This is a genomic window from Nocardia sp. CA-119907, from assembly GCF_050955995.1.
Classification (GTDB): Bacteria; Actinomycetota; Actinomycetes; order Mycobacteriales; family Mycobacteriaceae; genus Nocardia.
In genome coordinates, this window is the sequence record NZ_CP192091.1 from 1,977,891 (window position 1) to 1,991,748 (window position 13,858).

A 13,858-nucleotide genomic window follows, 5' to 3' on the forward strand; every position below is an offset into this window, starting at 1 on the left:
TTTCTCCCGTGGACGGAGTTGACGGTGACGGACGTCACCCGGTAGCGCGTGGAACGCGCTGGTGAACAGGGTCATTCGAGTCACGTTGTCACTGCACGCGGGCGAGAAGAATCCGCGGAAATTTTGTGTTCGAAGACAACCGGCCGGTGGTTACGAGATTTATTGGTAAATGGCATCGTTGGGTACCGTGCAAGTCATGCCCGTTGCCCTACCCCCGTTGTCCGGAGACGCCCCGATAATCGCCCGACTGGTCCGTCGGCTACCCGAAATCGCCGAGCGCATGCTCGCCGCGGGCCTCGGATCGACGCCACCGGCCGCCGATCTGCCGGACGGGCATTTCACCGATGAGGTGCTGCCCGCGATCGCCGGATGCGGCCGCGCCTTCCTGCGCGCGCTACAGGAGCAGCGCACGTTCACCGGGGCCGAGGTGGTCGAATTCGTCGGCCCGGTGGCCGAGCGGCATGCCGAGGACCGCATCCCGCTCGGGCTGCTGATGCATGCGGTACACGGCTCCGGTCAGGCGATCCTGCAGGAGGCGGCGGCGATGGCCGAACCCGAGGATATGAACGATCTGATCGCCTTCGGTGGTCGGCTGCTCGACCTGCTGCGCGATATCAATGTCGCGGTGGTCGAGGCGTATACCGATGTCGAGCAGTCGATCTATCACGCCGAACGCGAGGCGCGCCGGGCACTGTGTTCGGCCCTGTTGCGTGGCCAGCCCGCCGAGGAACTGGCCGCGCGCGCGGATGTCGTTCTCGCGGAACGCTATACGGTGCTCGCCATCCACATCCGCCCGGACGATCATCCGATCGTGGTCGCCGATCTGCTCACCCGCCGCCGCATCCGGGTGCTGCAGCGGGCATTGGACGGGATCGCCGGAACCAAGGCGCTGAGCACCTTCGACGGCACGACCGGAATCGCGCTGCTGCCGAGCGGATCCGATTCCACGGAGTATCGGCGGCTGGCCGCCGAACTCACCGAACAGTTCGGCGTCGATGTCTTCCTCGCCGAACGCCGCGCGGTGGAACGGGATCTGCTCCCGCACGCGGTTCAGGAGGCATCCGATCTAGCCGAACTCGCCCGGCTGCTCAACCGGCCGAGCGGACTGTACGACCTCGACGATCTGCTGCTCGAGTATCAGCTGACCCGCCCGGGTCCGGCCCGGGATCGCCTGGCCGACCGCATCGCGCCACTGCTCTTGCGGGCGCACCTGTTCGAGGCCCTGGAGGCGCACCTACGGCACGGATCCGATCGCAAGGCGGCCGCCGCCGAGGTCCATGTGCACCCCAATACCTTCAGCTATCGGCTCAAGCGCATCGCCGAACTCACCGGCATAGATCCGAGCGAACCCAATGGCTCCCGGCTGCTCGCCGCGGCGCTCACCGTGCACCGCTTCTATCCGGTGGCCGAGGTGGCGGAGGTCGTCGAGGCGGACTGACTTCACGATCCCTTGATGCGCCCGGTGCGATTGTGGGCGCATGGTGAGCACAGGTCCGGTTGCGCCTGCCACTGAGCAATACCGGTACCGCCTGACCTTCGCATTCCGATGCTCGATCCGGTGCGGTCGACCGATGGAACCCGGCGCCGCACCGGCTGCATCCCGCCGTGGACACATCGCCGCGGCGGACGTCCGGACATCCGTGAAATGAACCTGTCGGCGCGGTGGAACGTGAGGTGAGGGAAATACTTGGGCCGGAACTGCTCAGGCGGTCGAGAACTTCAGGAGTGCACCTCATGTCGACGATCAACGGTCTACCCGCGCATGTGCTGCTGGTCCATATCATTGTCGTTTTCGTCCCGCTGACCGCGGTCCTGCTGATCCTGTCCGCCCTCTGGCCCGCCGCCCGCCGCCGCCTGATCTGGCTGATCACCGCCCTGGCCGCGATCACCGTCGCACTGACCCCCATCACAACCGACGCAGGCGAGTGGCTTCAACACAAACTGGGCGGCTCCCCCGCAATCGATAAGCACGCAGACCTCGGCAACACGATGATCTACTTCGTCCTCGGGCTCCTACTGGTCACGGCCCTGCTGATCATCGTCCACCTCCGCGACGAACGCGGAAAACCGCTAGGCCGCCCGCTCACCGCACTGGTCGCCGCACTAGCAATATTCGCAGGCAGTGCCGCACTCGTACAGATCTACCGAGTAGGCGACTCCGGCGCCCACGCCGTATGGGGAGCCCAGTAATCACCCCGCGAGAATGCGCTGGTGCAGGTCGCTACTCGACGTTTACCTGCACCAGAGCATTCTCGTGAGCGCTTCGGGGGCTCAGCTACGGGTGTCTTCAGGGGGACTTGGTCAGGTTGAAGATGCGGGTGGCGTTGGTGGAGAGGAACAGGTCGCGGGACTCGGCGTCCAGGTCCAGGTCATCCAGCCCTGCGAGGGCTTGTCGGGGCGGGATCATGGGGTAGTTGGTGCCGAAGAGGACCTTGGTGCGGCCGTGGGATTTCAGGTAGGACACCAATTCTGGCGGGTATCTGCGGATCGTGTAGGCGGAGGTGTCGATGTAGATGTTCTCGTATTTTGTTGCCATCGCGATCATTTCGGTGGTCCAGGGGTAGCCGATGTGGCCGCCGACAATGACCAGTTCGGGGAAGTCCAGGGCGACATCGTCGAGGTAGGGTATGGGGCGGCCGGTTTCGGAGGTGCGTAGGGGGCCGGTGTGGCCGACCTGGGTGCAGAACGGGATGCCGAGCTCGACGCATTCGGCGTAGAGCGGGTAGTAGTGGCGGTCGTTCGGGGGCAGTCCCCAGAGCCACGGCACGATGCGCAGTGCCTTCATACCCAATTCGGTTACCGCGCGGCGCAGTTCGCGCACCGCGACCATCGGTTTGCGGAGGTCGACCGAGGCCACGCCGACCAGCCTGCCGTTGGATTCGGCGACGAAACCGGCCACCTCGTCATTGGAGATCAGCGCGCCTTCGGGGCCGTACCAGGCACTGATCAAGGCGGTGTCGACGCCGCCCGCGTCCATGGCCGCCAGCGTTGTCGAGACCGGCGGCGGTTGGGTCGGAATCGTGTCACCGGTCCAGCGGCGCAGGGAGTCGAGCATTTCGTGCTGGAGTAGCCGCACCGTCGGATGCTGGGCCCACGCATCGATGATCGCCATCACGCCACTGTATGACTCCTCAGCAGACGAAGGGGATCAATGCCTTTCGATCGGCCGGATAGTCGGGGAACTTCTCCCGGTACCACCTGTGGGTGGCGAAGGCTCGGGGGACCAGATTGCCCGCGGTGATCAAGAAGATGACCACACCCGCCAGCGACCAGGTGAGCAGTGCGAATCCGGCCCAGGCGATCAGTTCGGCGAGATAGGCGGGGCTGGTGACGAACCGGAAGCCCGCGCCGTGCGGAATCCGGTACTCGGTCGCGCCCGGATCGTCCTTATCGCGCAGATTGCGCACGATCGACTCGGAGCGGACCAGCAGTGCGAAGCCGCCGAGGTAGATGACCAGACCGACCAGGAACCGCGGATCGGTCAGCCAGTCGGTGCCGTACTGGTGCAGGTAGTCGTGGCTGAAGAGGGCGCCGTTGAGGTAGCCGTGCAGCGCGGTGACGAACATGCCCGCGGCGATCACCGACACATTGAAGCTGCTGCGCTTGCCCGGGACCTGGCGGATGGCCAAGGGGAAGAACCAGCCGCGGTTGCCGTAGTGCAGCACCCAGATCGCGGCCAGCACCAGCGAGGTCGGTTCGAAGCGGTCCGGGCCGGTCAGGTAGAACACCGCGAAGACCACCGTCGCCGGAATCTCCATCAACCACCAGCCGAGCTTCGGGTTGAGGTTGAAGCCTATCTTGGTGGTACCGAAGCGGCCGTAGGGGCTTTGGGCGAATAGGCCGCCGATCAGCACGAACGCCGCGAAGGCGAAGGCGATCGTCAGCACGGTGTCGTAGGCGGTATTGCCGGTGTACCAATCCATAGGAGTCCTTGTCGGGCGGGACGCCGGGCGGTTCTGCGGAACCCGCGGCGCCAAAATTAGAACATGTTCTACCATGTGACGCAGCAACTAGGAGGAACTGTCATGCCGCTGGATTCCACCGCCAAAGACCTGCTCGCGGCCGTCGAGGCGTCGCCGCGCGCGGTGGCGGCACACGATAAGGCGGCCTGGGTCGACCTGTTCGCCGCCGACGCGACCGTCAACGATCCGGTCGGATCGAGCCCGCATATCGGCCGCGCCGCGATCGAACGGTTCTACGACACCTTCATCGGCCCGAACACCATCGCATTCCAGATCGACCACGACTTCATCGGCCCGTCGACGGTGGTTCGCGACCTGCTGATCCGGACCACCATGTCGACCGGCGCCACCGTGGCCGTCCCGATGCATCTGCGCTACGACCTCATCGAGGAAGACGGCGTCTGGAAGATCGCCCGGCTGGCCGCGCATTGGGAATTGGCCGCGATGATCGTGCAGTTGCTGCGCACCGGCCTGCCCGGACTGGGTGCGGCACTGAAGTTGGGTCCACAGCTGATCGCCAACCAAGGCTTCGGCGGCATGCTCGGCATGATGCGGGCGCTGCGCGGGGTCGGCCGAGCGGGCAAACGCACTGCGGCCGAGCTGTTCTCGGCCGCGGCGTCCACCGATATCGCGCGGGTGCGGCGACTGCTCGGTGAGCGCACCATTATCGAACTGCCCGCGGGAACCAGGATCTCACTCGAGGAATTCACCAACCGCACCCGAAATATGCAGTGGGACAAGCTGATCGCCGCCGGTCGAACGGTGAGTGCGAGCGTCCGGCTCGATTCGGCCCATGGCGTCGCCTTCGTCGAATTCGCCACCGATACCCGGCGCATCACCGCGATCCGCATGTTCACCCACTCGAGCTGAGACCGCGTCTCACGTGGCTGATTCCAGCGCGGGCGCACTGTCGGCCTGCGTGTTCTCGGACCATCCGGGCGGACCGAAGATGTAGCCGAGACGGCCCTTCCACGTATTCGCGTGGCGCACATCGCTGATCAGTGCACCGAGTTCGTGATAGTTGATCTTCAGCGGGTTATCGGTGCCGATGTTCTTGGTGAGGCCGTAGCGAATGGGTTCGCTCTGCGCGGCGAAACTGCCGAACATGCGGTCCCAGATGATGAAGACCCCGCCGTAGTTCTTATCGATATAGGGCTGATTCGAACCGTGGTGGATCCGGTGGTGGGCCGGGGTATTGAACAGGAACTCGATCGGGCGTGGCAGGGTATCGATGCGCTGGGTGTGGATCGGGAACTGATAGAGCAGCCCGATGGCCTGCAGCAGGAAGATCATCCACGCCGGGAGACCGATCAAAGCCGCTGGCACCCAGGCGAATCCGCGTACCACGCTGGCCACCGGATGCACCCATGGCAGGCGGATGGCGGTGGAGAGGTTGAAGTACTCGCTGGAGTGATGAACGCTGTGCGAGGTCCACAGCAGCCGGACCCGATGATCGGCGCGATGCGCCCAGTAGTAGCAGAAATCGGTGACCACCAGCCCGAGCACCCACACCCACCAGCTGTGCGACGAAAGATGCAGCGGTGTGATCGCGGCGGCGAGCACCACCGCAGAGAACGGAATCAGATACTGAGCCACCGGCTTCAGGAATCGGCCGAGCAGGTAGGTGGTGATATTGGCGGCCATATCCCGCCCGGAGTGGCCATTGGCCGGGCGATCCGGATCGCGGCGATATTCGATCCACTCCACGAACATGAGTACGGCGAACGCCGGTATGGCGTAGATGAATAACTGCCCACTGATCACAATGTCTCCTCCGCTCGCTGCTCACCGCCACGTTACGGTCGCTGGCCTGCGCAAACATCGCGCTGACGAGGGATCGGCCGTCCCTCGCGCGGGGGATGCGTCGCGCCGCGCATGCGGGCAGAGTGCGGTCCAGAGCGCCGGGGCGAATGCTGGGTAGGATCGCCCGCGGACGGCTCGACCCGGACTTCTCGGATAGTGCGAAGGTGGTGGCGAACTGTTGGATGTGAGCAGGTCGCTGGCGCGCCAGTCGCTGGTGGTCGCGGTGGTTGCCGCGGCCGTCGATGCCTCGATGCTGGTGCTGAACGGGATCTTCTCGGTGGCGCCGTGGCAGGCGAGCGCGGTGCTGATCGGGATCGTCGCGGCGGATCTCGCGCTGGCGGCGCCGCCGCGCACCGCCGGTGTGGTGGCCATTGTCCAGGTGGCGCTGCGGCTGGTCGAGGCCGTGATGCTGCACCGGCACGGTTTCACCGCCCGATTCGCCGATGTCGGATTCCTGGTGGCCGGATATCGGGCCGGCGCCTGGATGACCGGCCCGAAATCGGTGGCGACCGTCATCACCATGTGCACCGGCTGCGCGGCCGCGCATCTGCTGGTCGGCAGCAGTACCTCGCACGATTGGCGGCTGTTGCTGGCATCGGCGGTGTCGGTCGGGGTGGTGCCGTGGCTGGTCGGGCGGTACACGGCGGCACGCGGTGCCTATATCGCCGATCTCGAGCAGCAGGCCAAACTGCGCGAACAGGAGCAGCGGACCGCGCTCGCCCGCGCGCTCACCGAGGAACGCGCCGCCATTGCCCGGGATCTGCACGATGTGATCTCCCATCACGTCAGCGCCATCGGCATCCACGCCGGTGCTGCCCGAATCGCCATGGCCGACCGCGGCAATGCCGCCGCCACCCGCTCGCTGTCCGCGGTGGAATCGAGCAGCCGCGCGGCCATGGTCGACCTGCGCCGCCAGCTCGACCTGCTGCACGGACGCGAGGAAGACGGTCAGCGTCAGCCCGGCCTGGCCGATATCGATGACCTGCTGGAACGGGTGCGCGCGGCCGGTTTGGCCGTCGAATTCACCGTGCGCGGTGCCGCGGTCGAGCTGCCGGATTCGCTGAACCTGACGCTGTATCGCATCGTGCAGGAGATGCTGACCAACGCCCTGCGCCACGGCGACGGCGCGCACGCGGAACTGCTCGTCGACTACCAGCCGAACCGCGTGGTGCTGGAGACGGTCAACCCGCTCGCCGCGACCGTCGACGTGGACGACGCGACCGCGCACCGCGGTCTCGGCGGGATCCGCCAGCGTGCCGAATTATTCGGCGGCGAACTGGAATTCGGCCCGGACAAAGCCGAAACCCGGTGGCACACCTGGGTCGCCCTACCGATCGGAGGATCGTGAACGCACCGGTGCGCGTGCTGATCGCCGACGACCACAGCATGTTCCGCTCCGGACTGCGCGCCGTGGTCGACAGTCAGGCCGATCTCGAATGTGTCGCCGAGGTCGGCGACGGCCGCGCCGCCATCGCCGAAACCGCCCGGCTGCGACCGGATGTCGCGATTCTGGATGTGCGGATGCCGAAGCTGGACGGACTCGCGGCGACCGCGGCCATTGTCGCGGCGGGCGGCACCCGCGTCCTGGTGCTCACCACCTACGACAGCGAGGCCAACCTCTACCGCGCGCTCCAGTCGGGAGCCAGCGGGTTCCTGCTGAAAAGTCTGCCGCCGGAAGAACTGGTGGCCGCCATTCGCATCGCGGCCCGCGGCGATGCCCTGATCGATCCGTCGATGACACGGCGGCTGATATCGCGCTTCGCTGGCACCCTCGCGCCGCCGCGCACCCCGCCGGAGGTGGAACAACTCACCGCGCGGGAGCGAGAAGTGTTGCTGCTCTTGGCCGATGCGCGCAGCAATGCCGAGATCGCGGCGGCCCTCGGGGTCGGCGAGGAAACGGTGAAGACCCATGTTTCCCGGATACTCGCGAAACTCGGTGTGCGCGATCGCATTCACGCGGTCGTCTACGCACACCAGCACGGTCTGGTCGCCCCCATACACGGCCGTTAGGGCGGCATTACGGCACGAGGAGATTGAGCAGTGGTGCCTGGCGCAGTAGTTCGGCGGGACCGCCGGCCAGGCCCGCGGTGAGGCAGACCCGTGCGGGCGCGTCGATTCCGGCCAGCAGCGTGTAGTCGTGTCCACCGGCCTGGTCGAGCACTTCGTCGGGGAGGAATCCGGCCAGCCGGGCGCTGCCGCCCAGTGCGATGACGCCGAGGATGCACAGGATGTGCGCGTAGCCGAAGGACAGCGGCACCGGCAGTGGATGCAGCCCGCCTCCGGCGAACATGCGCTGGAAGCAGGACAGGACCGACCAGACCGAACTGCGTTGGGTCGCGACCACTTCCGCGGGTCGAGCGTGGGTGCGACGGGAATAGAGAATCCACGCCGGATCGTCGATGCCGTAGTCGTCGCGGGGCAGCGCGGTGGGCTCGGTGCTGGCCAGATCCTCGAAGTGCGCGCACCACCCCGGAATTGATGTCGTGCTGCCGTCTTCGGGGACGACTACCGTCAAAGGCGCTCGCGGCCGGTGTGCGTGTAGGAGTCCCTCGGACAGGGAGGTGGCGAAGACGGCGGTGGGCCGGTTCTGCCCGATGAGCCACCGCAGTTCGGCATCGCCGAGATTCGGGCTCACCGGGATGCCGACGCACCCCGCGCGGGTCACCGCGATGGTGGTTTCCACCGATTCGACCCGATTGCCGAGACAGACCACAACACGATCGCCGGGACGCAGCCCCGCCGCGATCAGATGACCCGCCATTCGTGCCGTGCGGGCCTCCAGTGTGCGATAGTCGACGGCCCTTAATCGGTCCTCGAATGCGATCTCGGCACCGGAATGTAGTGCCCGTTGCGCCAACAACATCGGGACCGGGCGAAGTAGTTGAGTCCGAAACATTTCACCCCCGGTTGATCGCCGATTAATTGCTTTATATCGCTTATCTTTTGGATACGACTCGGCGCGCGTCGAAATAGCAGGTTCCTGCTAGCTCAGCGCAGGAACCACTCGCGGATCACCAGTGCCGGTCGCCGGTTAATGTAGATGCGATAACAGCGGGCGCACACCGCATCGCTGGTGCGGCCGTAGAACAGCAGTTGCCGATACGACTCCGACGATGTGGTCTGCAGTGCGCCGCCGATGCCCGCCGATTCGGTCTCCAGTGCGGCCGAGAATGCCGCGGGCAAGCGGCCGAGTGCGATCAGGGATTCCGCTCTGGCGTATCGGGTTCCGGTGCGCGCGCCGATCAGGTCGACCTTGCGTACCAGCACTTTCTCCTCGGGCGGGACATCGAGCCAGCCGTCGCGATCGGCGGCGGCGGTGGTTTCCCGCTGGGCGGTGCACCGCGCCTCGACCGGTTCGAGCACATGCGCCTCCAGCGTGCGGGTCACGGTGCCGTCGGTCAGGAGCACGCTGCGGTGATAGGAGCTCAGGGTCGCGGCGGAGACGTCGTGCCAACCGGACGGGCGCGCGGATGGTGCGTGAAAATGCCTGCGCACCAGCACATCGGCCGCGAAATCGGTCAGCATTGTGGTGCTGCTCGGTCGGCCCGGTGCGGAAGACCCGCCGGGGTGCGTTTGTGTCTCATGTGGTGAGTTTGGCGAAAGACGCTGTGGCGCAGAAACCCCTAAAGCGTCCCCTATTACGAGCTGTCTGCTGATTCACTATGCCTTGACAGCAATCTCGGGGTGAGGTTTCCTTGGGTGTTGAATGATGTAGCGACAGTTGATGATCTGCTACTAATGTGTGTGTTGAGTTGCGACAGAGCCGCCGTGACGTTGCCATGCAATTCGCCTGCGATTCTGGGACATAATATGGGAGAACTCGATCCGCCCGCGCGGAAGCAGCCCTCGCCGCCCGCCTGGAAGAATCCGAGCCCCGTTGTCGGCAATCCCGTTCCGGTGCTGAACAGGGCGACGGGTCTGTCCGCGGCGCTGGCCGACGATATTTTCACCGAGGTCTGCGAAGGTCCGATTCGGACGGGTGCGCGTGCCGCGCTGCGCGAGGAGGTCGGCCGACACGCGGTCAGCGATATCGGTGAGGCGGTCGTGCACCGCCTGCGGCGCGGCGGCGTGGAGCATATGCGGGTCGGTGAGGCCATCGCGGTGCTCGGTGCGGCGAGTGCGCCCGAGACCATAGCCACTGTGCTGCACCAGGATCCGGCGGCGGTGGATCGGATCATCGCGCAGCTGACGGTGAACGGGCTGGTCGAGGCGGGCCGCTTTCGGCATCGGGAGGTCGGTCGGTGCGTACTGCGCGGCATGCGGGTCGATGCCCGCAGACAGTTGCACCATCGGGCCGCGGCAGCGCTGTACGACCTGGACGCGCCCGCGGCGACGGTCGCCGAACATCTGGTGCGATCCGGGGAGACGCGGCATTCATGGGCGCCCGCGATTCTGCGCGCCGCCGCCGACGAGGCATTGGCATTGGATGAAATCGACCGCGCGGTGCAGTGTTTGGAGCTGGCTTACCGCACCGCCGTCGCTCCGGCCGAACGGGCCGAGATCGCGGCCGTGCTCGCCTCGATCGAATGGCGGGTCAATCCATCGACCGCCACCAGGAATTTCGCCAGACTGCATGCCGCCGTGCGCGCGGGCACGTTGTCGGCGCCCGCGCTGCACGCCGCGGTGCGATATCTGCTCTGGCACGGGCGAATGGACGACGCGCGCACGGCATGGTTACTGCTGGAACGTGATTCGCGACCCGACCACGCCGATGGCGGGGCGCAAGACCGCGACGAACTCACCTTCCTACGGTCCTGGATCGCCTACACCTACCCCGAACTGCCACTGCGCCAACCGATCCCGAGCCGGCCCGTTCCGGTGCCGCCCGCGGGCAGCGCCGACGCGACGTCCTCGGTCCATCTGCTCGCCGCGAACCTGCTGACCGCCATTGCCTCCGACGCCGGACGCGCGGCGACGGTGCCGATGGCACATCAGCTACTGTCGCGACATCGGTTGGACTCCGCCACCGTCGAGGCCCTCACAACGGCGTTGGAGGGCCTCATCTACGCCGACAAGTTGGAAGTCGCGACCGCGTGGTGCGATGCCCTGCTCGCCGAATCGGTGGCCCGCTCCTCGCCGACCTGGCAGGCGATCTTCGCGGGGCTGCGCGCGGAGATCGCGCTGCGCCAGGGCAGATTGGACGATGCCGCCGATTACGCGGTGCAGGCGTTGAACCAGGTGCCCGCGGGCAATCTGGGCACTGTGGTCGGCCGGCCGCTGTGGTGTTACGTGCGTGCGCTCACCGCGGCGGGCCGCTTCGCCGAGGCGCAGGCCCAGCTGGATCGGGAGGTGCCATTGAGCCTGTTCGACTCCCGGCTCGCGCTGCCCTATCTGCACGCCCGCGGCCATCTCGCCTTGGCGACCGAGCGGGTCGAGGACGCGCTGCTGGACTTCCAGCTCTGCGGTTCCCTGATGCGGCGCTGGAATATGGATCTGCCCGCCCTGGTGCCCTGGCGCAACGATGTCGCGCTCGGCTATCTGGTGGCCGGTGACCTGATTCGGGCGCGTGGTTTCGCCGAGCGGCACCTGGTTCGCCTCGGTGATGCGCGCAGGCACGGCACCGGCGCGGTATCGCTGCGGCTGATCGCGGCCACCGTCGACCCGTCGGACCGGGTCGCGCTGCTGCGCCAGGCCGAGACGATCGCCCGGCACAGTGACGATCGGCTCGAATTGGCCACGGTGCTCGCGGATCTCGGCCGGACCTACGAATTGCTCGGCGAGGTGGACCGCTCCCGGTCGCTGCGTCGTTCGGCGCTGCGCCTAGCCGTGCACTGCGGGGCGGAGCCGCTGTCACGGCGACTGTCCGGTGACCAATCGGATGCGGCAGTACCGGTGCGCACTACCGAGGCACTGGATATCGGATCGTTGAGCGCGGCCGAACACCGGGTGGCGGAGATGGCGGCAAAAGGGTTGCGCAACAGAGAGATCGCCGAGGAATTGGAGATCACCACCAGCACCGTCGAACAGCATCTGACCCGGGTGTACCGGAAGTTGAAGGTACGCAGGCGAACCGAGCTGCGCTTCATGTTGAGCACCAAATGCTGAACCGGCCGCGCCGATGACCGAACCGAGGGTGCACGAGCGCTGGCTCCAGCGGATACGGCCGCATCCGCGCCCGCTGGTACGGATGATCTGTTTCGCGCACGCCGGTGGTTCGGCGAGCTCGTTCGCGACGCTGGCGCGGGCCATCGACGGACCGATCGAGGTGTTCGCGGTGCAGAGTCCCGGCCGGCAGGACCGGCGCGGGGAGCCGTGCCTGGAGACGGTTGCGGAGTTGGCCGCGGGCGCGCTGCCCGCGGTGCTCGCGCGCACCGATGTGCCGATCGCACTGTTCGGACACAGTCTGGGGGCGGTGGTCGCCTTCGAGGTCGGTCGGTTGTTGACGACCGAAGATGCTGTGCCACAACATCTTTTCGCCTCAGGGCGCCGGGCGCCGTCGAGGGTGCGGACCGAATCGGTCCATCGGCGTTCGGATGCGGGAATTCTGACCGAACTGCGCCTGCTCGGCGGTCCCGGTATCGAACTGCTCGACGATCCCGAGATCGCCGCGGCCTTCCTGCCCGCGATCCGCAGCGACTACCGGGCCGTGGAGACCTATCGGTGCGCGCCGGGCGCTCGGGTGGCGTGCCCGGTGACGGTATTGGTCGGCGATCGCGATCCCCGGGTGAGCCGGGCGGAGGCCGAGGCCTGGCAGTCGCATACCTCGGCGGCGTTCGACCTGCAGGCTTTCCGCGGCGGGCATTTCTACCTGTGGGATCGACCCGAAGAGGTCGCGGCCGTGGTTCAGCGGGAGTTGGTCGCGGGCTGAGGGTCGTCGTCGCGAGTGGCGTCCCGTACCGCACGGATGAGTTCCTGGTACGGATCGGTGCCGGGCAGTACGGCCGCCACGAACGCGTCGGGTCGCAGCAGTACCGCGGTGGCACCGCTGAGCCCGTATGCGGCCGATATCTTGCCGGAGGGGTCCGCGAGCGTGCCGTCGGCGTGCTCGCGGTCACGCGAGACCGCCACCGCCGAGAGGGGAGTGGTGTCCATCATGCGTACGTAGCCGACGGCGTCGAGCCACGTCGGTTGGCTCTCGGCGTCGAAGAGCAACACGTACTCGTCCTTGCACAGCTCCAGCACTCGAGGATCGGCCGCCTCGTGTTCGCGTGCTGTGGACGGTGGATCGGTGACTTGCCGCAGCTCGGTGATGTCCGCCAAGGTCTTGTCGATGGCCCGATCGATGCGCCGATGCATCGGCAATGCGAGCAGTGCGCCGAGCGGCATCAGGGCCAGCGAGCTGCCGAGCCAGAGGACGAATGCCGTCAAGGTCGCGGCGCGCAATGCCGGACCCCGTCGGGACGCCGCGCGAATCAATCGGCCCCAGCGCCGGAAGATTCGACCCGCCAGTAGGTCCGCTCCCGCGATCGGATAGACGACTTTGGTGCCGGAGATATCGGAAGCGCCTGCCGCCCAAGCGATCCCGCAGTCCCGAACGCGATCGAGTTCGCCTTGGTCGATACCGGCCCTGCCGAAAACCCCTCGCGCTTCCCGCTTGCCGCCCAACAGCCAGCGCAATGTGGTGACCAGCGTGACGAACTGGGGTCGGGTATCGGTCGCCACCACCGCGCCGAGATGCCGGGCACCGAGCGCGCGCAGGCGCCGGTCGACCTCCACCGCGGCGGAATACCACATATTCCGGCAGGCGATCACCGACACCACATCGCGATCGGCGAAGACCTCGGGATGGGCATTGAGCAGCGTGCGCATCGGCAGCGACGGCGCGAGGAACCACACCTGATAGGCCAGTACGACCAGCTCGTCCGGATCCGAGCGCGGCTGCGAAACCGAGGTGTCGAGCGCGATGCGGGCCTGTTCGTCGACGCTGTCGGGAAAGACGCCGAAGAACTTCGCGATCGGCCACGGGAACGGATACGGCCGGGCCGGTGTGACGGGGACATGGCGAATGCGCCAGCCCGCCGCGAGCAACGGTTCGGTGAATGCCCGCACGGTATCGGTCAATTGGCCGGTCTGCGAGTACGAGAATATGACCGCACGCTTGTTGTGCTGATCCATGACCATGGTGCTGCCCACTTTCGCCGGGCGAATTCGAA

13 protein-coding genes are annotated in these 13,858 nt (G+C 66.6%); 7 read left to right on the forward strand and 6 right to left on the reverse strand.

Translation table 11 applies throughout. From position 1 onward, the window contains the following. Positions 1-196 precede the first annotated feature (196 nt). Together ACQP2D_RS08825 and ACQP2D_RS08830 are read left to right on the forward strand one after the other, a co-directional pair. Positions 197-1,438, forward strand: coding sequence for a PucR family transcriptional regulator (locus ACQP2D_RS08825; RefSeq protein WP_433683211.1), 1,242 nt, complete (start codon positions 197-199; stop codon positions 1,436-1,438). A 296-nt stretch (positions 1,439-1,734) separates the two neighbouring features. Continuing rightward, a complete protein-coding gene (locus ACQP2D_RS08830; RefSeq protein ID WP_433683212.1) occupies positions 1,735-2,190 on the forward strand; it encodes a DUF2231 domain-containing protein in 456 nt (151 codons plus the stop codon). 97 nt (positions 2,191-2,287) lie between these two features. Here ACQP2D_RS08830 and ACQP2D_RS08835 read toward each other — a convergent pair whose 3' ends face one another. Beyond that, complete coding sequence (locus tag ACQP2D_RS08835) at positions 2,288-3,112, reverse strand: amidohydrolase family protein (protein ID WP_433683213.1); 825 nt, start codon at positions 3,110-3,112, stop codon at positions 2,288-2,290. A 19-nt stretch (positions 3,113-3,131) separates the two neighbouring features. Further along, positions 3,132-3,923, reverse strand: a complete 792-nt coding sequence (locus ACQP2D_RS08840; protein WP_433683214.1) for a 3-oxo-5-alpha-steroid 4-dehydrogenase — start codon at positions 3,921-3,923, stop codon at positions 3,132-3,134. Between the two features lie 102 nt (positions 3,924-4,025). On the opposite strand from ACQP2D_RS08840, the gene ACQP2D_RS08845 reads away from it, so the two are divergent. Next, positions 4,026-4,832 (forward strand): SgcJ/EcaC family oxidoreductase, encoded by an 807-nt coding sequence (locus ACQP2D_RS08845; RefSeq protein ID WP_433683215.1) that lies wholly within the window; start codon positions 4,026-4,028, stop codon positions 4,830-4,832. A 9-nt stretch (positions 4,833-4,841) separates the two neighbouring features. Here the strand turns inward: ACQP2D_RS08845 and ACQP2D_RS08850 are convergent, their stop codons facing one another. Then, on the reverse strand, positions 4,842-5,726 hold the full coding sequence (locus tag ACQP2D_RS08850) for a sterol desaturase family protein (RefSeq protein ID WP_433683216.1): 885 nt from the start codon (positions 5,724-5,726) through the stop codon (positions 4,842-4,844). Positions 5,727-5,949: 223 nt separating this feature from the next. Here ACQP2D_RS08850 and ACQP2D_RS08855 point away from each other — a divergent pair, with 223 nt between their 5' ends. Both ACQP2D_RS08855 and ACQP2D_RS08860 read left to right on the forward strand, forming a co-directional pair. Further along, positions 5,950-7,113 carry a sensor histidine kinase gene (locus ACQP2D_RS08855; RefSeq protein ID WP_433685589.1) on the forward strand — a complete coding sequence of 388 codons (1,164 nt, stop codon included), beginning with the start codon at positions 5,950-5,952 and terminating at the stop codon, positions 7,111-7,113. Further along, positions 7,110-7,775, forward strand: a complete 666-nt coding sequence (locus ACQP2D_RS08860) for a response regulator (RefSeq protein WP_433683217.1) — start codon at positions 7,110-7,112, stop codon at positions 7,773-7,775. Before ACQP2D_RS08855 ends, ACQP2D_RS08860 begins: the two co-directional genes overlap by 4 nt. 7 nt (positions 7,776-7,782) lie before the next feature. On the opposite strand, the gene ACQP2D_RS08865 is transcribed toward ACQP2D_RS08860, so the two are convergent. Next, on the reverse strand, positions 7,783-8,628 hold the full coding sequence (locus tag ACQP2D_RS08865) for an AMP-binding protein (RefSeq protein WP_433683218.1): 846 nt from the start codon (positions 8,626-8,628) through the stop codon (positions 7,783-7,785). 125 nt (positions 8,629-8,753) lie between these two features. Next, positions 8,754-9,290: a chorismate--pyruvate lyase family protein gene (locus ACQP2D_RS08870; RefSeq protein WP_433683219.1), complete on the reverse strand. Its 537-nt coding sequence runs from the start codon at positions 9,288-9,290 to the stop codon at positions 8,754-8,756. Positions 9,291-9,575: 285 nt separating this feature from the next. On the opposite strand from ACQP2D_RS08870, the gene ACQP2D_RS08875 reads away from it, so the two are divergent. Both ACQP2D_RS08875 and ACQP2D_RS08880 read left to right on the forward strand, forming a co-directional pair. Next, positions 9,576-11,810, forward strand: coding sequence for a LuxR C-terminal-related transcriptional regulator (locus tag ACQP2D_RS08875; protein WP_433683220.1), 2,235 nt, complete (start codon positions 9,576-9,578; stop codon positions 11,808-11,810). 13 nt (positions 11,811-11,823) lie between these two features. Then, a complete protein-coding gene (locus ACQP2D_RS08880) occupies positions 11,824-12,573 on the forward strand; it encodes a thioesterase II family protein (protein ID WP_433683221.1) in 750 nt (249 codons plus the stop codon). On the opposite strand, the gene ACQP2D_RS08885 is transcribed toward ACQP2D_RS08880, so the two are convergent. Then, positions 12,549-13,838, reverse strand: a complete 1,290-nt coding sequence (locus ACQP2D_RS08885; protein ID WP_433683222.1) for a hypothetical protein — start codon at positions 13,836-13,838, stop codon at positions 12,549-12,551. The genes ACQP2D_RS08880 and ACQP2D_RS08885 overlap by 25 nt on opposite strands. Positions 13,839-13,858 lie beyond the last annotated feature (20 nt).

Bases quoted from the DNA above. Each gene is read 5' to 3' on its own strand.
- ACQP2D_RS08870 (WP_433683219.1), bottom strand. From the start codon at position 9,290: ATGCTGACCGATTTCGCGGCCGATGTGCTGGTGCGCAGGCATTTTCAC.
- ACQP2D_RS08845 (WP_433683215.1), top strand. From the start codon at position 4,026: ATGCCGCTGGATTCCACCGCCAAAGACCTGCTCGCGGCCGTCGAGGCG.
- ACQP2D_RS08825 (WP_433683211.1), top strand. From the start codon at position 197: ATGCCCGTTGCCCTACCCCCGTTGTCCGGAGACGCCCCGATAATCGCC.
- ACQP2D_RS08875 (WP_433683220.1), top strand. From the start codon at position 9,576: ATGGGAGAACTCGATCCGCCCGCGCGGAAGCAGCCCTCGCCGCCCGCC.
- ACQP2D_RS08835 (WP_433683213.1), bottom strand. From the start codon at position 3,112: ATGGCGATCATCGATGCGTGGGCCCAGCATCCGACGGTGCGGCTACTC.
- ACQP2D_RS08865 (WP_433683218.1), bottom strand. From the start codon at position 8,628: ATGTTGTTGGCGCAACGGGCACTACATTCCGGTGCCGAGATCGCATTC.
- ACQP2D_RS08830 (WP_433683212.1), top strand. From the start codon at position 1,735: ATGTCGACGATCAACGGTCTACCCGCGCATGTGCTGCTGGTCCATATC.
- ACQP2D_RS08840 (WP_433683214.1), bottom strand. From the start codon at position 3,923: ATGGATTGGTACACCGGCAATACCGCCTACGACACCGTGCTGACGATC.
- ACQP2D_RS08880 (WP_433683221.1), top strand. From the start codon at position 11,824: ATGACCGAACCGAGGGTGCACGAGCGCTGGCTCCAGCGGATACGGCCG.